The sequence below is a fragment of the Alistipes sp. An54 genome, assembly GCF_002159375.1.
In the GTDB taxonomy this organism is placed as follows: domain Bacteria; phylum Bacteroidota; class Bacteroidia; order Bacteroidales; family Rikenellaceae; genus Alistipes; species Alistipes megaguti.
Genome location: NZ_NFIA01000003.1, coordinates 138,050 through 157,319, shown reverse-complemented (window position 1 = coordinate 157,319; position 19,270 = coordinate 138,050). Strand labels below are relative to the sequence as shown.

Sequence of the window (19,270 nt, the reverse complement as noted above, 5' to 3'; positions counted from 1 at the left end):
AGGGATGATTCGCGTACACTCCTACGAATCGATGGGAACCTTCGACGGGCCGGGACTCCGGCTCGTCGTCTTCCTGCAGGGCTGCCCGTTCCGCTGCCTCTACTGCGCCAACCCCGACACGATCGAAACGAGCGGCGGCCGGGAGACCGATCCGGCCGAAATCCTGCGCATGGCCGTCGACCAGAAGCCCTTCTTCGGGCGGCGTGGCGGCGTCACCTTCTCGGGCGGCGAGCCGACCCTCCAGGCCGCGGCGCTCGTTCCGCTGGTGCGCGATCTGAAGGAGGCCGGGATCCACGTCTGTCTGGACTCGAACGGAGGGGTGTGGAATCCGGCCGTCGAGGAGCTGATGGGGCTGGTGGATCTGGTGCTGCTCGACGTCAAGCAGGCCAATCCCGAACGCCACCACGCCCTCACCGGACGCTCGAACACGCAGACGCTCCGCACGGCGGCCTGGCTCGAGGAGCACGGACGGCCGTTTTGGCTGCGCTACGTGCTTGTCCCGGGCTACAGCGACGCCGAGGAGGATATCCGCCGGTTGGGCGAGAGGCTGGGCGGCTGCCGCTCGATCGAACGGGTCGAACTGCTGCCCTACCACACCCTCGGGGTCCACAAGTACGAAGCGATGGGACTCGACTACCGCCTGCGCGGCGTGCGGGAAAACACCCCCGAGCAACTGGACCGCGCCGCGGCGCTGCTGCGCGAATACTTTCCGACGGTGGTGGTCAACTGACCTCCCCGAAACCAAAGACCCCGGACCTCTCTCAAGGCCCGGGGTCTTTCCATGCATACGCGGTCAAGCGCCGCAGACGGATCAGAAGAGGACTGTCAGCAGAATCGGATAGTGATCGGAGATATACGGCACTCCGTAGTTGTCCGTAATCGTGCGAAACGACACGGCCGTCGCATCCCGATAGAAGATATGGTCAAGATTCCGCTTCGGAGTGGGCGTACCGCTTCCATAGTTGTTGAAGCTGTAGGCATCGCCCACCGGAGCAATGTCGCGCGCCGCTGACATCCACTGATAATAGGGCGTCAACGCCTCGCGCGACGCATCATCCGCAGCATAGGAGCAGTTCATGTCTCCGGTGATGAAGACCGTGGCATCCTCACCGGCCAGCTCCTTCATCTTCGATACGTTGAGATTGGCGCTCTTCACGCGGGCCGAGACATTCGACGCATAGGCCGGCATGTGGGTCGTGAAGATCCAGAAATCCTTGCCGCTGCTCACCTCCTTCAGATGGGCCCAGACCGTCGTATGCCATTGCTTCGCCTCCCAGGCCACCGACGGCACGTCGGGGGTGTCGCTCAGAAAGTAGTACCCCCAATCGAGGCACGTGAAACGGCTCTTGCGATAGAGCAGCACCGAATTGCCTCCCTTGCTGGTTCCGGTCCCGGGCGTCTCGAGCATCTCGTAGTCCGAAAGATTCTCCTTCAGATAGGTACGCTGGGGAGTCCGCGGCTCCTGCATGCCGATCACATCGGGCCGGATGCCCGTTATCATCTTGACACACCCGGTCTTACGTACGTCCCAGGCCTTGTCGCCCGTGTCGCTCGAGGTGACGCAGCGAATGTTGAACGACATGACCTTCAGCGTATTCGAGCTTCCCTCGGTTCCAGCATCATCGCTGCTCGACGAGCAGCCCAGTGCACTCAATACGATTCCGTAAAGCAGATACTTCAGTTTGTTCATTTTCTATGTGGTTTAAGTTTGGATTCAATCCTTCGTTATCACGATCTCGTCGAAGAAGTGGCGGCCCGTTCCCGTAAATACGACCCGCGTATCCTTCGTGGCTCCGGAAATCTTCACCGAACAGTCGTACCAGCGGAGATATTCGTCGCACATTCGGTCGGAGGTTGCCTGATCGACCGTCTCGGCCGTTCCCGAAAGCGTCGCCGGAAGGTACACCTCCGAACCGACGGCTCCGGCCCCCGAAGCCTCGACGCGAATCGTACGGTCGTCGGGAACCAGCCCCGCAGCTCCGACCAGCAGCGTCGCCGCCTTGAATCGAACGGTAATATCCGTCGGCGTATTGCCCAATGCCTCCAGAGCCGGAGTCGTCAGCGAGGAGGACGAATCGGTTCCGCTGTTGCCGATCCGCACGTGACCGGGCTCCTCGAAGACCGATCCCGCAATGCTCCAGCCTTCGGGCGCCTTGTAGGCCACCTTGTAGCCGGCAAACGACTGCCAGGCATAAGCAAACTGGTCCGGCCCCCAGAGATTGTCGTCGAAGCCTTCGGTCAGCACCACGTTGTCTCCCGACGGAAGATCCGACGTATGATAGGCCCGACGCTCGTGGGTCTGCAGGTAGAAACCGTTGATGAAAATCATCTCCTTGCTCGGATCGACCGACTCGCCCGAACGCTGACAGGCGTTGTCGGCCTGCACGATCTTCATATAGAAGTAACCGCCCTCGGGAACCGCCTTGTCGTCCGGAACATGGAAGTAGGCCATCCGATAACCTCCGGCATTGGCATTCGAGGCAAAGGTGAAGACCTCGCTGCCCGGATCGTCGGACGGAAGCTCCGTCAGCGAGGAGGTCAGACTCAACACCTTTACGCCATCGTTCCAGGCGGTTCCGTCACTGCTCCAGAGCAGTTTCCAATTCTCGGGCAGATTGTCGCCCGAGGCCCCGAACCACCCAAAGCCGAAGCGCAGATTGCCGACAATGCGCGACGTCGCCTTCATCTTGAACACCAGGCCGTTCTCCTGCCAGTTCGGGCCACCCCAGCCCGTCACGTAGAGCCGTGAGTCATACATGTTGGCAGCAGCCGATTTCTTGCTTCCGTAGCATCCCCACGTGAAGTCGGTCGACGTATCGCCCACCTTGTAGATCGAGTGGCCGTTGTCGTAGGTGACCGTCTTGGTCGCCTGGTCGAAGGTGGCATTGCCGATCGTGAAGTTCTTCGTCGTGCCCAGTGCATAGAGGTGGCCGTCGATCGGCTTAATGGCGTAGACCGCCTCGCCGAAGCGCGTGCCGTTCATCGAGGCCAGATCACCGGCCGAGGTCGGCATCACGAAGCCGACTCCGGCCAACCCCTTCACCGGTCCCCGCTTCTGCGGCACCGCAGCCGAAGCAAACGATGCATGGGCATAGGTCTTCAGTACGTAGGTCGTCACCCGGTCCTCCAGCTCCAGGGTAATGTCTCCGCTCAGGGGCTTCGACAGATCCGACTCGACAACCTGCGATTCGGGCAGCGTGACCAGCATCGCCTCCCAGGTCCCGGCCTGCAGTTCTGCCACCGAGATCATCCGCGAAGCCGGCATCTGCTCGGCCGTTCCCGTCTTCGAAACCCGGTCGGAGGCCGCCGGCGTCACCACGAGCAGTCCGTCGCCGTTTCGGGCCAGCGAAGCATCCTTCACCACCACCTTCGCCAGATCACCGACCGTCACGCCGTGATTCGGGCAGGCCACCACGATGCCCGCCTGATCATCCTGCAGGGCAAAGCACCCCTCGGGCAGATTGTCCGCAGCCACGACGCAACCCTCCACATAGAGATTGTCGGTAATCGTCACGGCCGAAGCCCCCGCCTTGGCCCGAAGCTCGGCAATCGCGGCCTTCACCGGATCGTCGGCACTCGGCCGTTGCGGTTCGCCCTCCACCTCGAGCAGAATGTCGTCGACAAAGAAGCGCACGTCATCCGTACTGGAGGTCATATCGGCCGACGTGATGGTGATTTCGGTCTCGGCGGTCGCACCGCGCACGTAAACCGTAAAGGACTTGAACGCATTGTTCTCAACCCCCTCAAGCGTTCCTCCCTCAACCGTGGCGCCGCTCGCACCGTCAACCTTCACGACAACTCCCGGATCGGTCGGTTTGCCATAGGCGTCGATCATCGCCGAGGCCTGGAACGTCAGTTTGAGATCGCTCTTCAGAATCCGCATCGCCTCGAAACGATCCGCCAGTTTGATCGTATACGATCCCTGCGTATAGCGCGAAACGATCGCCTCGTCGCCGCGCCCCACCTGCAGAAATCCCGGACGGATGTAACACTCCGCGAAATCCACCATACCGGCCTGCTCCCGGGGCAGCGAATAGGCCCCGGCGTTGAACGACGACATGAAATCGAGCGGCATGTCGATATAGGCCGCCTTGGCATCCAGCAGATCGTCGAAGCCCGTCGAGAAGACCACCGTCTGATCATCCATGGGGGCAACCGTCGTCGGTTCGGCCGAGGCCTTCGTGATGCAGAAGCCCGTCTGGTAGGCAACCGTCGGATTCGAGGCCGACGTACTGGCCGAGGCGCCGTCCGTACAGCGATGGCGGATCCAGAGCGTTCCCCCCGCCGGAATCGCCTTCGCCTCGGGAATCGTGAAGTCGACGATCTTCCACACGGCATCCGAAACACCCCCCTCGGAGGCCCCGTCGAACGGCGTCCACTCCGCCCCGTCGGAACTCCACTCGAACACCCAGGCATGACTGGCGTTCTGCGTGCCGTCACGACGACTGCCGTAGACGTAGCGCAGATCTCCCGAAAGGGACTCCTTGAGCGGAATCTCCAACTGCAGGGCATCGCCCGTCTCCCACGATCCGATGACAACGCCACGCTGGAAATACCAGTCCGACTTGGGATTCGTGTGGGTCTGCGTGCTGAAGGTCATCTCGGCCGGCGACCCCGTACGGCTCAGAATCATGCCGTCATCGAAATAACAGGTCCCGCCCTCGATGAATGCATTGCTCAACATCAGCTTGTCGTCAATCGAGAACATCTGATAGATCGGGAAACCATAGCCGTCGCCGCCTCCGACCGTTCCGGCCCCCTGCGAAAGAAGAATCGTCGCCGTCGACGACTCCGAATCGGTCGTCACCCGGATGTGGGCCGTACGAGGCGAGGTCGAGCGGTTGCGGGCCACGATGAGTTTCAGACTGGCATCGCCCGTCCCGTAAGTTTCGCTGGCCGTAATCCAACGCACGGTCTCACCCGTCGCCGGATCCGTAAATTCAATATGCCAGTAGGCATTGCTGGCCACGTCGAGGGTCAACTCCTCGCCCGCGCCATCGGCGGTCAGACTCTCCTGTCCGATCGAAACAAGACCGACCCGGTCCACATCCGGATCACCCGTACAGGAGATCGCAGCGGCGGCAATCAGCCAAACCGCTGTCCAGATCCTGAATAATTGTCTTTTCATAGGTGCGTAATAAAGGTTCATTGGGTTTGTCAATTCGGGCCCGGACTCCCCGGTCCGACTGCATGTCCTTCCGGACCGTGCCCTTCCGTTACATTTTCATGACATTCACCGAAAAATCTCAAAAAAAAGACGCTTTTCTTTGGAATGTCAAATATTCCTCTTATTTTTGTACCACACTAAACCACACTATTCCACGTTTGCCCTATGTGTTGTGTGGTGTGGTGTACGATGCAAATATACTACTAATTCCAAAAAGATGAAAAAAAGTTACGATGAATTTCAAAGAAAGTGCGATTTTCGGACAATCGCGGCTTTCTGCGCGCTTCTGGCAGCGATCGTATTTGCACCATCGTACGCTTCGGCCCAGAACTTCACCCTCAAGGGGAGCGTCAAGACCGGGGAGGGCGACCCCATAGCGGGTGCCACCGTCATTCTGAGCGGCACCCAGCAGGGAGTAACCTCCGATGCACAGGGCAACTTCACACTGTCGCTGACCCGCAAACCGGCAGCCGATGCCTCGCTCATCGTCTCCTACCTCGGCTACAAGAGCCAAACACTGCCCGTCGGCAACCGAACGATGTTTGACGTCGTACTGACCGAAGAGGCTACGGCCATGGATGAGGTTGTGGTCGTAGGCTACGGTACGGTCCGCAAGAAGGATCTGACCGGATCACTCTCCTCCGTCGGCGGCGAGACCATCCTCAACCGCCAGACACAGACCCTCTCACAGGCCCTGCAGGGTGCCATGCCGGGTGTAACCGTCACCCGGACGAATTCGGCACCGGGCGGTTCGGCGACGATCCGCATCCGCGGTATCACGTCGATGACCGAAGGGGCCTCGGATCCCTATGTGCTGATCGACGGTGTGGCCGGTTCGATCGACGACATCAACCCCAACGACATCGAGAACATCACCGTCCTGAAGGATGCGGCCTCGGCGTCGATCTACGGTTCACAGGCCGCCGCCGGTGTCATCCTCATCACCACCAAACGGGCCTCGCAGAGCGGAGCCAGCGTCACCTACAACTATACGCTCGGACTCGACTACCAGTCCAGAACGCCCGAATACATGAATGCCACGGACTACATGGCCGCCGTCAACGAACTCCGTTACAATGACCTGCCGTCCGGAGGCTGGTATCAGGAGTACTCGCGCGAGATGATCGAGAACTACTGGTTGCTTAACCGTGAAAATCCCGACCTCTATCCGAATGTCGACTGGATGGATCTGCTGCTCAAGGACAAGGGCGTACGCCAATCACACAGCCTGACCATCCAGGCCGGAGGCGAAAAGGTCCGCTCGGTGCTGAGTCTGGGCTATGACGACGTGGAGGGACTCTTCCGCAAAAACCTCTCCTGGCAGCGCTACACGGCCCGGCTGAACAACGACATCAAGGTCTTCAAGTGGATGAACGCCTCGGCCGACATCTCGCTGCGCTACACCGACCAGCTCAATCCCCACGCCTCGCCGTCGAGCATCATGCGATACATTCCGCCCATCTACCAGGCCGTATGGAGCGACGGCCGCTACGCTCCGGGCAAGGACGGGACGAACAAATATGCGGCCCTGATGTCGGGCGGCGAAAAGACAACGGACAAGTATCTGGCCAACGCCAAGTTCCAGATCGACATCACCCCGGTCAAGGGGCTGACCGTCACCGGCATCTTCGCACCCCAGTTCTCCTACACCAAGATCAAGGATTTCCAGCGCCAGACCTCCTACTTCAACTACCAGGAGGAGAGCCTCACCAGCACGAAATACATCTCCGACGCCAAGACGACAACCCTCGAGGAGACCCGCGGTGACACCTTCTCACACACCACGCAGGTCTACGCCAACTACCAGCACACCTTCGGTCAGGACCACAATTTCAGCGCCATGATCGGTTACGAGAACTACTGGTATCAGGAGGGTGACATCGTTGCCAAGAAATCGTCGTTCGCCCATTCGCTGATCCCCGACCTGAGCGCCGGAGGCAGCGAGGACGTCACGGCCAATTCAAAGAACGTCAACGAACTGGCCCGCCGCTCGTACTTCGGCCGTCTGATGTACAACTACCGGTCGAAATACTACATCCAGGGCAATATCCGCCGCGACGGTTCGTCACGCTTCGCGCCCGACTGCCGCTGGGGTACGTTCCTCTCGGCATCGGCCGGCTGGGTCTTCACCCAGGAGCGCTTCCTGGAGGGGCTGCGACGGGTGCTCGACCACGGCAAGCTCCGCATATCGTACGGCGAACTGGGCAACGAACGCATCAAGGGCTACTACCCCTATCAGGCCGTACTGGCCAACAACAACGTCGTCGGCTACACCGGAACCACCCTCACCGCCCTTTCGGGTTATGCACAGGCCGCTGCCATCGTTTCAGACATCACCTGGGAGACAACGGCCACGGTCGACGTGGGTATCGACCTGTCACTGCTCTCGAACCGCCTCTCCCTGACGGCCGACTGGTACTACAAGAAGACCCGCGACATGCTGCTCCAAGTCCCCATCGCCCCGATCATGGGTCTCTCGGACCCCTATGACAACATCGGCGACATGAACACCAAAGGCTGGGAGATCACGCTCGGATGGCGCGACCACGTCGGCGACTTCAACTACGGCGTCACGTTCAACCTCTCGGACGACGTCTCCACGATGGGCTACATCGGCAACAAGGAGGTGATCTCCGGCGGCAAGATCATCCGCGAAGGCGACGAATACCAGTCCTGGTACGGATACGTCTGCGAAGGAATCTACCAGACCCAGGCCGAGGTCGACAACTCGGCAACCACCGGAACCGTCTATCCGGGCGACCTGCACTACCGGAACCTCGCAGATGCCGACCCCGACAGTCCGCTCATCAACGCCGAATACGACCGCACGGTGCTCGGCTCCTCGCTTCCGCACTTCAACTACGGCGGCACGATCGACCTGGCCTGGCGCGGCATCGACTTCAACCTCACGTTCCAGGGGGTCGGCAAACGAAACTCCTACCTCACGGACGAAATGGTACAGCCGCTGCGCTCGCAATGGTATAACGTCCCGACGATAGTCGGGGGGGGGAACTCCTGGAGCCGCAAGAACACCATCGAGCAGAACCAGCACGCCAAGTACCCGCGCTATTCGTGGAACAGCGCCAACAACAACTATGCGATCTCCGACTTCTGGATCTTCGACGGATCCTACTTCCGTGTGAAAAACATCACGCTCGGCTACACCCTGCCCCAGAAATGGATGAACCGCGTGCATGTCAAGAGTCTGCGCTTCGCCGTCACCCTGACCGACTTCTTCACCTACAGCCACTTCCCCGAAGGGTGGGATCCCGAGGTCGGGACAACCGCATATCCCATCACCAAGTCGGTGCTCTTCTCGGCTCAACTCAAATTCTAATGTCGCAAACAATGATCGGATAAGCTATGAAAACCTTGAAATTCGCAATCTTCGTCCTTGCCGGAAGTCTGATGGTCTCGTGCAGCGACCTGGACCTCTCGCCGAAAGATTCGGCCGCCAGCGGCTCGTGGTTTCAGACGGCCGAGCAGTTCGAACTGAACCTCAACGCCCTGCTCCACCACAGCTACTGGCCCATGGAGCGGAACGAATGGACCTCCAACGAACAGACCGAACTCGACATGCTGACCGATGACGGACAGAACCGAAGCGCTCCGGGCCGATTCCTCATCGACGGCGTCGACGGCACCTATCCGCTGGCCGTGCGCATGTGGGACATCACCTACACGGGCATCAACCGCTGCAACAAGATCATCACCGAGATCAAGAAGCTCGAAGGCGAAATGGATCCCGAGCGCTACAACCGCATCATCGCCTGCGCCCGCTTCTACCGGGCCTGCTTCTACCTCCGGATCATGGTACACTTCGGCGATCCGGTCGTCGTTCCCGAGGATATGGACATGGACTCCGAAGCGGGGCGTCAGGCCGCCTACGAGCTGACCCGTTCGGACATGTGGACCGTCGTGGACGACATGCTCCGCGAATTCGACGAAATTGCCCCTCTGCTGCCCGTTTCGTACGGCGGCGGCGAGGTCGAACGGGCCACGAGGGGAGCCGTCTACGGCATGAAGGCCCGCTACGCCCTGCACTTCGCCTCGATCCGCAAGTGGGACACCATTGAAAAAGGCGGATTCGGAGACAACGACGAGGCCGAAGCCAAACGGCTCTTCGAACAGGCCCGCGACGCCGCCTGGAGCTGCATGCAGCTGAACGCCTATACGCTCCATTCGGACTTCGGCGAGCTCTTCCGCATGTCGACCAAGCACTCGCCCGAGGGAATCTTCGTCATCCCGCGTTCGAAGGCCCTCTCGAACAACTCGAAATACCAGTACCTCTACGGCGGCGCCACAACGGCCAAGCTGCCGCGTCTGTCGGGCGCCCCGACCTGTACGACCTGTCTGCCGTCGTGGTACCTGCTCTGCTCGTTCCTCGACGACCAGGGCAAACCCATCGACGAATCGGAGGTCTACGACCCCCACAAGCCCTTCGAGCACCGCGACCCGCGCTGCACCTACACCATCGTCGAACACGGCACCCAGCATCTGGGAGTCATCTTCGACCCGCACTTCGACGTCACCGAGGTCTACAGCGCCCGCGAGGGAGCCATGGTCACCAACAACGACTCGCGGTCGTACAGAATCGCCGGAAGCTCGAATCAGTACGCCTCCTACAACGGGCTGGTGCTCAAGAAACACGTCGATGAAGACTGGCTGTCGCCCTTCGAGGCCGAGAACGACAAACTGATCCTGCGCTATGCCGACGTGCTGCTGATGTACGCCGAGGCCAAGATCGAACTGAACGAGATCGACGATACGGTCCTCAACGCCATGAATCAGGTCCGCGCCCGCGCCTACAAGGTCGATGTGACAGCCACCAACTCCTATCCGGCCATCACCGAAACGGATCAGGCCCGGCTGCGCACGATCCTGCGCTTCGAACGCCGCATGGAGTTTGCCTTCGAGAACCTGCGTCTGTACGACCTCTGGCGCTGGCGGATCGCCGAAAAGGTGCTCAACCGCCCCTGGATCGGACTGCCCAAGAAGGATGAGAAACTCCAGCGCGCCTATATCGACGACGGCATGTGGTTCCACGGAGCCGTACCGCAGGTCGACGAAGACGGATGCGTGGACTTCATGGCCGACGTCGCCAAGGGTGATCCCAACTTCTTCCGCGGGAACATGTACGCACAGATCCTCGCCGAGTGCAAGTTCGTGGCCCCGAAGAGCTATCTGTGGCCCATCCCGACCACCACGATGCAGGTCATGAAGAACATCAAGGAGAACAATCCGGGCTATTGATCCTGTTGCCGTACAACCGGACGGACTCCGGCAGCGGAGCCCGTCCGGCTGTTTTCATCACCCAACCATTCCAACCGACTCAGCCATGAACATACGACTGACCACCACCCTTTGCAGCCTGGCAGCTCCGTTTCTGATACTGCCGGTCCACGCCACACCGCAACCGTCCACTTTGCGCAACGAACGGTTGCAGATCTCGATCGACGACGAGGGCCGCCTCGTCAGCCTCAAGAACCTCGAGACAGGCCGCGACTATGCCGGCCGCGACTATCTCTGGAGGCTCTACTACGATACCCCGAAAGCCAAGGAGATCGAGGTCCTGGCCGCCGGGCAGCAACCTCGCATCTCACAAAACGGGAAGACCATCACGCTGCTCTACGAAGAGCTGAAGGCCACCGACTTCAGCATCCGGAAAGAGGTCACGCTCGACATCTCGCTCCGCTTCGACATCACGCTCGAAGGGGATCAGATCCGCTTTGCCTCGAAGATCGAGAACAACGAACCGCACACGATCGTCCGCGAACTGCACTACCCGCTCGTCGGAAACATGCCACTCCCGGAGGACCACAAGCTGCTGCTCACCCACACCGGAGGGCAGCTCTACGACGATCCGAAGGGCATTATCCTGCGCAACAGCAACACCTCGCCCTACAAGACCCCGGCCCAGAAATTCCGTCAGATGGACGCCAAATACCCGACGCGGACCGTAACGGGCGGGACGGGAGGCTGCATGGCCTCGAACTGCTTTGCCTATGTCGGCGAACGCGAAGGGCTCTATTTCGGGAGCCACGACCTCCAGTTCCAGGACACGGGACACGGACTGCGCCTCTATCCCGACGGGGAGGGAGGCTTCTCGCGGCTGGAATCCGGATTCTACAAATACCCGCAGTGCCTCTCGGGCGAGAGCTGGAGCTGCAGTGCCAACGTCATTGCCCCCTATACGGGCACGTGGCACCAGACCTCGAAACTTTACCGGCGCTGGGCCGACACCTGGTGGGATCATCGCGAAGCTCCGCTCTGGGTACAGAAGATGCGCAGCTGGCAGCGGGTCATCTTCCGCCACCAGTATGGCGAACTGCTCTTCCGGTACACCGATCTGCCGGGACGCATCAAGCGTGTCGGGGAGAGCGTCGGAGCCGATGCCGCCTTCACCTTCGGGTGGTGGGAGACGGGTATGGACCACGGCAATCCCCACTACAACGCCGATCCGGCACAGGGCGGCGACGAAGGCTGGAAACAGGCCATCGCCGAATTCAAGAAAGACGGCGGCAAGGTGCTGCTCTACTTCAACGGCAAACTGATCGACCGCGAGAGCGAATTTTACAAAAGCGGCGCCGGACGGGAGATCTGCTACCGCGACAACACGGGTGCGGAGTTCACCGAGCAGTACCGCTTCACCGGGCAGGGGACCTTCCTGGGCGACTACAACGCCCGAACGTTCGTCATCGCCGACACGCGTTCCGAGATCTGGCGCCGGATGCTCCTCGAATGGGCCGACCGCGCCCGCGAATACGGAGCCAACAGCGTCTTCTACGACCAGCTCGGCTACGGCGAACGGGCCACGAACTGGGACCTGAGCCGCGAATTCCCGATCCCGAACCTGCGGGTCATCGCCGACAAGGCCGAAGTGCTGAAGATGATTCGCGACCACAACATCCGCTTCGATCCGGAGTTTGTCCTCGGCACCGAGTGGCTGACCGACGTGACGGCCCAATACTGCGATTATATCCATATTTATCAGGTCACGGCCGGACGGTACAGCTTCATCGACTGGTTCCGCTACACCTTCCCCGAGATTATCATCTCCGACCGGGAGATCCGCGACGACACGGATATCGAACGCCGGGTAAACAACACCCTGCTCAAGGGGTTGCGCAACGATATCGAGATCTACCGCTGCCGCGATCTGATCGACAAAACCCCGCATTACCGGTCCTATCTGGCACAAGCCAACGAGATCAAGAGACGCTACGAACACCTCTTGCTGATGGGACGTTACCGCGACGTGGAGGGTTTCACGCTCTCCGCGCAGGGCATCGAGGCCCGGGCCTACACCCACGGCGACGGCATGGCCATCGTGGCGACCCGGACCGAGGCGGGAGACCCCGTGAGCGGCGGGATCGAGGTCCCGGGATACCGATTCGTCGAATCGTCGACGCTGGGCGAGGCCCGGGTCTCCCGCAACGGCGACCGGATCACCCTCGGACAATACGATCTGGCGGTGCTGATTTATCAAAAAGAGGGCCGGCCATGAGAACAAGTCCAACGATTTTCCAGACCGAAGAGGCTCCTCAGAGCCCTTCCATCCTGCATCTGACCAACGGAACGACCACGGCCGTCGTCTGTCCGCCCGATCCCGTGAGTGGATACTACCGGGCCACCCGCTTCGACTGGAGCGGAGTCCTGAGCGACCTGCGCGGCCGCGGTCATCGCTACGTCACCCCGTGGAAAAACAGGCACGATCCGCTGTGCCACGACGATCTGAGCGGTCCGGTGGACGAATTTACCGAGATCGGATACGAACGGGCCCGTCCCGGTGAAGAGTTCCTGAAGATCGGCGTCGGCATGCTGCGTCGATACTCCGGGGAGCCCTACGACCGGTTCCGGCTCTACGAAATCGTCAACCACGGTCTTTGGGAGACGACCGCCACTCGCGACCGGGTCGAGTTCCGCCACCGTCTGCTGAGCGACGAGTATGGATACGACTACCGCAAGGAGCTGAGACTGACCCATACGGACCGTCTGCGAATCGACTATACGCTCAAGAATCTCGGACCGGCCGTGCTGGCGGGACAGGTCTGCAACCACAACTTTTTCACCCTCGACCGGATGGTCACGGGACCCGATACGGCCATCCGTTTCCCCTTCCATCCCGTCGGGACCTGGCGCGAAGCCTACGACTGTGTCACACTCGGGAGGGACGGGATTCGCTTCAACCGGGAGCTCCGACCGGGAGAGACCGTCTTCATGGGCGACCTCCATGCACAGGATTCCGCATCGGGAACCTACGGATTCTGCATCCTCAACCTCCTTACGGGGGCCGGCATTCGCGTATCGGGGAATGCACCGCTGTCGCACATGGTCCTTTGGGCCCGCCGGGGGATAGCCTGCATCGAACCCTACACGACCTTTCGGGCCTTCCCGGGCGAGACCATCGTCTGGAGACTCGAATACGAATTGCTGGCCTGAGATGCCGCCTCACAAGCGAGCCGCCTCACATGATCATGTGAGGCGGCTCGCTTCAAATCCGTTACGAACCTGGATGTCATGCGCCGCAACCGACCGTACGGATCCCGACATCCGGCTTTACCCCCGCCAAGCGCTCCAGTCCGGCCAGCAAACCGTAAAACGCAGCTTCGCCGATATGTGCCGCCGGGGCAATCATCCGCAGCGTGGGCACCGCGGCAAGTTCCTCGCGAAGCACCGGTTCCATCAGGACGAACGAGCGTGAAATCTGCCCGCCCATCAACAAACATTCGATCCGGTTCCGAGCAAGCACCCCGCCGATCGCCCGGGCCAGAATCCGCCCCGCATCGGCAAAGGTCTCCCGCGCCGGAAGATCTCCGGCAAAGGCCATCCGTGCCAGATCGGCTACTGTCAGCGAAGGATCGCTGCAACCGCATCGTCCGGCATGGATTCGCAACAGCCCGCGCTTCGAGACCCAATCTTCAAGAATTCCGCCCCGGCAGGGGAGCCGGAAGATCGAGATCCGCGGCGAGCCCATCGGAGCATACTGGATTTCACGGTCCAGACAGCAGGCAAAGCCCAGTCCCGTGCCGAGTGTGACCAGAGCGGCATTGCCGAACGAACGGGCATTGCCGCGCGTCATCTCGCCCAGCAGGGCCGCATTGACATCGTGCATGAAGCGGATCGGCATTTCAGCACCCGTCTCGGGCAGGCCGTGCAGCAGATCATCCAGCGAGAGGCCGTAGATCTGCCGGAACTTGTGCTCCATGAGCGGAATGCCGCGGGCAAAATCAAAGGGTCCGGGAAATGCCACGCCCAGCCCCCCCAGGGTCTGGCCGCGCGACGAGACAAAGGCGGCGCCCCGGGCTACCGAAGCAGCCAGGGCCCCGACAATCTCATCGCGCGAGCCATCCGAAGGCATCGGACAGGAGAACTCCGATTCGGGGATCAGCTCCCCGGCAGAGTCTGCCACGACGGCCTTGAGGAACGTTCCCCCGACGTCGAAGAGCAGGCGGCAGTTACTCCCGGTCGAATCCATCCTTGAGCATTGTCTTGTGAACACAGATCGGTTCGGCCCGCAGATTCTCGATCACATAGCGGCCCATGTCGGCCGGAACCACCACCATATCCATGTATTCGGCATCGAAGAAGCGTTCGGGATGGTCGAGCGAACGGATTCGCACCCGCTCGCCGTCGACAAGCGTCAGCACGTGGAAGCGGCCGCGGGTATCATCCTCGATGCTCCGCTCGAACTCCAGACGCCGGAGCGTGAAGTAGAGCAGATCATGCTCGCCGACGATATACTCGGCCCAGCCCTCGCCGGAACGAACCTCGCGCGGCTGCTGGACGATGTTCTGCCGCACCCAGCTCGTGCGTCGCTCCCGAACCAGATTGCGTTCGCCGTGCCACGTATGGATCGGGCGCGGTTTGCCGTCGAAATCCGGACGCAGGTAATCGTAAAGCTTGTAGGTGTAGGAGCCGATCGTCAGGCTGCCGATCTCCAGCACCACCTGGTTCCGCCCCGACGAGTGGACCGTTCCGGCCGGAATCATCACCTGCAGACCGGGTTTGGAATCCTCGTAGCTGACATACTTCAGATAGTCTACGGGCTTGTACTCCTTGTCGGCCAGCTTGATGTCACGGATGAAGGCATCGATGTCGGCATCGTCCCGGAACCCGATGAAGGTCCGGGCGTGGTGGCCAGCCACCACCACGTAGTAACTCTCGTCCTGACGCCCCAGCTCATCGAAATGGTCGTGGTTGTACTGCGCCCCGGAGTGCACCTGGATCGACATGTTGCCCGTACTGTGGTAGGAATCGTCGTAGTTGAAGCGGATGGGGAAATATCCGCCGAACTTCTCGACGCACTTCGCCCCCATGAGCGCCTCGCCCTCACGCTGCACGAAGGTGAAGAAGGGGAACTCAAGCCGTTCGGAACCAGCCTCCACCACGACGCTGACCTCCATCGGAATCAGATCGAAAACCCAGGCGCAGTTGCGCATCGTATCGGGCAGATTGCGCAGCTTCTTGACGTAGGTTCCGCCCCAGACCCCCTCCAGATAGACGGGCTTGCAACGGAACGGATAGAGTGCCAGTGCGGCAAAAATCTGCTCCAGAGCCTTGCGCGGAATCAGCTCCAGCCGGTCGGGATGGTCCGAACAGAGGTAATAGTCGAGCAACCCCTCGCGGAGCAGTTCGCCCCGCAGATGCACGGCCATCTCGAAATCGGCGTAGTAGCACCGGCGAATCACCTGATTGGCCGGACGTGCGGTCCGGTCGCCCAGATTGGCATACTCCCCGCGGCGGATGCGGAGAATCGACTCCTTGGGCGTCACGTCGAAATAACAGCGCACGTCATAGAGATCGCGCATCCGCGGCATCAGACAGCCGCTGCCGTAGACTACCACCACACGCCGCGTCCCCTCCGACGAACGCAGGCCGGCAATCCGCGTCCGGAAACCGGCCGCCCGGGACTCGTCGAGCAGCGCCTCGTAACCGCCGCGGAAAATGCGCCCGTAGAGCAGCGTGGGGTCCTTCTCCCGATCCCACTCCAGCAGCGGATCGATCAGGGCATGGATCTCCTCTTCGGTCTTGAGCACCTCGCGGAAATCAACCGCCTCAAGGGCGATGCCGCGCTGCAGCAGCTGCTGTGAAAGCAGGTTGATCATCCGCGACCAGTCGGCCGTGGCATATCCGTCGAAGGCTGCCACGGGGCTCTTGCCGGGTGCCGCCTCCAGACGGGCGGCAAGTTCTGCGGCCAACGACCTGGCCGCCTCGAGCGTCCCGCTGACGACGGCCCCGACGGCTTCGGCCGGGAGCTGCGGGCGGTTGACCGCCCGGGGATCGTCGTACGGGAAGGGGTTGTACATGAAACTCATGAGACAATAGGTTTTTAAGGGTTAATGCATTCAAACAATTGCGTGGTATTCGAAATCCATGATCCCGGCGAGCATCTCCAGTTCGCGCAGATAATCGCCGTCGACCAAAGCGAAATGCTGCGTGGTGCCGATCTTCAGAATCTCCTCGAAGAGCCGCTTGACGGGCACCACCGGACGGAAGATACTGTGCGAATAGGTCGCCAGAATGTGTTCGCCCTCGAGCGAATCGACCAGCGTGGCCACCAGTTTGTAGCGCCCGTCGCACTCGACCAGCTGCGCCATGGTCTTGCGTCCCGGCGAGATCCGGTACCAGGCAAACGGCGCCCCGGCATACTTGTAGCTGGTCTTGGCAAAACGCACGTCGCGGGCAATCACGACATTCTGCTGCCAGGCCGGATCGTTGTGGTCGTTGGGTCCGGCATGGCCTCCGGCAAAGGTCCCGTAATCGGTCTCGATGTGGAACGGTTCGAGGAAATTGACATGCCGGCCCGAAATCAGTTTCAGCAGATAGGTGATCAGACCGGCACCGATGTCGGCCTCGGGAACCAGCACCGAACAGTTGTCATTGAACCACGGGTGGTAGAATCCGGCCCGCAGTCCGACCAGTTCGAACATCGCCCGGTCGATGTCGTTGAAGACCATCACGTCGATATCCGACTGCTCGGCCATCCGGGCCAGTCCGATCGAGGCACGCACCGAAGCTTCGAACTTGTCGCGGGCTACATCCTCCATCATCCGGTAGCGCGAGGTCAGAAGATCACAATAGGCCTTGAGTTCCGCATCGCTCACGGCGCCGATCACCTCGCCGTAGGTCGAATAGGGCAGGAAACGAATCTCGGGACCCAGTTTGGTGAAGAGATCGTAGGGGTCGATATAGGTGGACCACATCGCCTCGTTGTAGTTGGCCAGCAGTCCGACGTTCGACTGCCGCAGGATGGCCCGGGCCCGGGCCGCCGAAGCAAAGAGCCGGATCTGCGAGGTCACCTCCTCGCGCGAGCCCATCACGACACGGAGATGCCGGCGCCCCGTGCGGGGCACCGATCCGGATGCCTCGAGCGATCCGACGAGCGTCCCGGCGCAGAGGTAATCGATGAAATCATCCTCGTCGAGCGTATCGTGGAACGAGACATGGTCCCGGGCCGCATTCACGAAGAGGATCGGCACCTGGGGCATGTCGCGCAGGAAGCGGATCCAGGCGAAATCCTCCGACCAGGAGAGAAACTCCGCAATCACGAAATCCACCTTCTCGAGATAGAACCGGTCCATGGCGGCCATCACCTCCTCCTTTTCGTAGACGATACCCGGGAATACCACATCCAGGAAATCCATCGTCGCGAGAATCCGCTTCACATCGGCATCCTTCCGTTCGGCATAGGTGCCGCGCTTCAATCCTTCGCCCAGCATCTTGAAGCGGGGCGATGCGATCAGCAGCAAGCCTGCTTTCGCTTTTCTGGTTTTCAGGTTACTGTTCATGGTCAATCTTATTGTAGTCTTTCAAATAGAAGAGTTTGGCCCCCAGGACCATGCCGGCTCCGCATATCAGCCAGACGACGGCCAGCATCGAAATGCCGAACGAGAGCCCCACGGCCTGCTTCACGGCTCCCAGCACCACGGGAGCCAGCGCTCCGATACCGAAGCCGATCATCATCATCAGACTCGAGGCCGAAGAGTGATAACGCGGCGGAATGACGTCGTAAAGCACCGTATAGGTGTTGGCATCGAAGAAGGCCCGGGCAAAGCCGAAACCGGCGAAACCGACGTAAATCACCCACAGCGTGGCCGAATTGCCCATCAGCAGGATAAAGGGTACGGCAGCCAGCAGTCCGAATCCCTGCATGGCCATCCGCCAGGCGGGATGAAGCCGACCCAGCCGGTCGGAGAGCCTCCCGGCCAGCAGCACCCCGAAGAAGGCAAACAGATGGGTGTAGAACATCGAATGGAAGCCGGCCCCCGAAAGATCCATGTCGAAACGCTCGAAGAGATACGTGGGCATCCACGTGAGATATCCCGTCAGAACGAAGATCAGTCCCGCGAAGCAGACGGTCAGAATCAGGGCCGTCGGGGTGGTGAAGACCAATCGGAAGCCATCCGTCAGACGCGCCCTGGGCGCCGCGGCACGGGTCGCGGAGTCCGGTGCTGCGGCAGCCATTTCGGGTGTCGCCCCGACAGCCGCTTCGGGTGTCGCTTCGGCAGCCGGGTCCCGCTTGTCCTTCAGCCGGAAGATCATGACGATGCCGTGAATCACGCCGATGGATCCGAACACATAGAAGGCGCTCCGCCATCCCCACAGCTGTCCGATGTAACCGGCTGCATATCCGCTGATGATGATCCCGATGTAGTAGGCCGTCTGGTGGATCGACATGGCAAAGGCCCGGGTCCGTTCGTGATACTGGGCCAGCAGCGAATAGTTGGCCGGTCCGAAGAAGGCCTCGCCGCCGCCCGTCGCAATGCTGCGCATCATGACCAGCATCAGAAATCCGTTGCAGAGGCCCGTGAACATCGTCGCCACGCTCCAGAAGAGAATGCTCCCCGTCACGATCCACTTCCGGCTGAAACGGTCGCCCACCAGCCCTCCGATGGGAACCAGCACGGCATAGAAGAGGTTGAAAATCGTTGCGATGGACCCGATTGCCACGTCGCTCAGACCCAGATCCTCCCGAATGAGCGGGAGAACCACGTTGAAGACCTGACGATCGGCCTGATTGAGCAGGTAGGCGACCCACAACAGGGCCAGAACCTCCCATTTGTAACGGGCGCCTCTGCGCCCGACAGCTGCCTGATTCAT

At 60.9% G+C, this 19,270-nt stretch carries 11 protein-coding genes; 5 read left to right on the top strand and 6 right to left on the bottom strand.

The genetic code is table 11. The features are described from left to right. Positions 1 to 4: 4 nt before the first annotated feature. Positions 5 to 730, top strand: a complete 726-nt coding sequence (pflA, locus tag B5G09_RS04320) for a pyruvate formate-lyase-activating protein (protein ID WP_087404187.1) — start codon at positions 5 to 7, stop codon at positions 728 to 730. Positions 731 to 811: 81 nt separating this feature from the next. Here pflA and B5G09_RS04315 read toward each other — a convergent pair whose 3' ends face one another. Beyond that, positions 812 to 1,690, bottom strand: a complete 879-nt coding sequence (locus tag B5G09_RS04315) for an endonuclease/exonuclease/phosphatase family protein (RefSeq protein ID WP_087404186.1) — start codon at positions 1,688 to 1,690, stop codon at positions 812 to 814. Positions 1,691 to 1,714: 24 nt separating this feature from the next. After that, entirely contained in the window at positions 1,715 to 5,128 is a 3,414-nt protein-coding gene (locus tag B5G09_RS04310) for a DUF5689 domain-containing protein (RefSeq protein WP_087404185.1), read from the bottom strand. A 256-nt stretch (positions 5,129 to 5,384) separates the two neighbouring features. Between B5G09_RS04310 and B5G09_RS04305 the strand changes: the two genes are divergently transcribed. The 4 genes from B5G09_RS04305 to B5G09_RS04290 all read left to right on the top strand — a co-directional run bounded on the left by B5G09_RS04305 (position 5,385) and on the right by B5G09_RS04290 (position 13,609). Further along, on the top strand, positions 5,385 to 8,504 hold the full coding sequence (locus B5G09_RS04305; RefSeq protein WP_087404184.1) for a TonB-dependent receptor: 3,120 nt from the start codon (positions 5,385 to 5,387) through the stop codon (positions 8,502 to 8,504). 26 nt (positions 8,505 to 8,530) lie between these two features. Then, positions 8,531 to 10,420: a RagB/SusD family nutrient uptake outer membrane protein gene (locus tag B5G09_RS04300; protein ID WP_087404183.1), complete on the top strand. Its 1,890-nt coding sequence runs from the start codon at positions 8,531 to 8,533 to the stop codon at positions 10,418 to 10,420. Between the two features lie 85 nt (positions 10,421 to 10,505). Then, on the top strand, positions 10,506 to 12,674 hold the full coding sequence (locus tag B5G09_RS04295; protein WP_241147565.1) for a DUF6259 domain-containing protein: 2,169 nt from the start codon (positions 10,506 to 10,508) through the stop codon (positions 12,672 to 12,674). Beyond that, complete coding sequence (locus B5G09_RS04290) at positions 12,671 to 13,609, top strand: hypothetical protein (RefSeq protein ID WP_241147564.1); 939 nt, start codon at positions 12,671 to 12,673, stop codon at positions 13,607 to 13,609. The genes B5G09_RS04295 and B5G09_RS04290 overlap by 4 nt, the downstream gene beginning before the upstream one ends. Before the next feature lie 76 nt (positions 13,610 to 13,685). Here the strand turns inward: B5G09_RS04290 and B5G09_RS04285 are convergent, their stop codons facing one another. Genes B5G09_RS04285 through B5G09_RS04270 form a run of 4 tightly spaced genes read right to left on the bottom strand, consistent with a single transcriptional unit; the run spans position 13,686 to position 19,270 of the window. Beyond that, positions 13,686 to 14,645, bottom strand: a complete 960-nt coding sequence (locus B5G09_RS04285) for an ROK family protein (RefSeq protein ID WP_087404182.1) — start codon at positions 14,643 to 14,645, stop codon at positions 13,686 to 13,688. Then, a complete protein-coding gene (locus B5G09_RS04280) occupies positions 14,626 to 16,485 on the bottom strand; it encodes a class I mannose-6-phosphate isomerase (RefSeq protein ID WP_232009108.1) in 1,860 nt (619 codons plus the stop codon). The genes B5G09_RS04285 and B5G09_RS04280 overlap by 20 nt, the downstream gene beginning before the upstream one ends. A 30-nt stretch (positions 16,486 to 16,515) precedes the next feature. Continuing rightward, a complete protein-coding gene (locus tag B5G09_RS04275; RefSeq protein WP_087404180.1) occupies positions 16,516 to 17,958 on the bottom strand; it encodes a hypothetical protein in 1,443 nt (480 codons plus the stop codon). Further along, positions 17,948 to 19,270 carry an MFS transporter gene (locus B5G09_RS04270; RefSeq protein WP_087404179.1) on the bottom strand — a complete coding sequence of 441 codons (1,323 nt, stop codon included), beginning with the start codon at positions 19,268 to 19,270 and terminating at the stop codon, positions 17,948 to 17,950. Before B5G09_RS04270 ends, B5G09_RS04275 begins: the two co-directional genes overlap by 11 nt.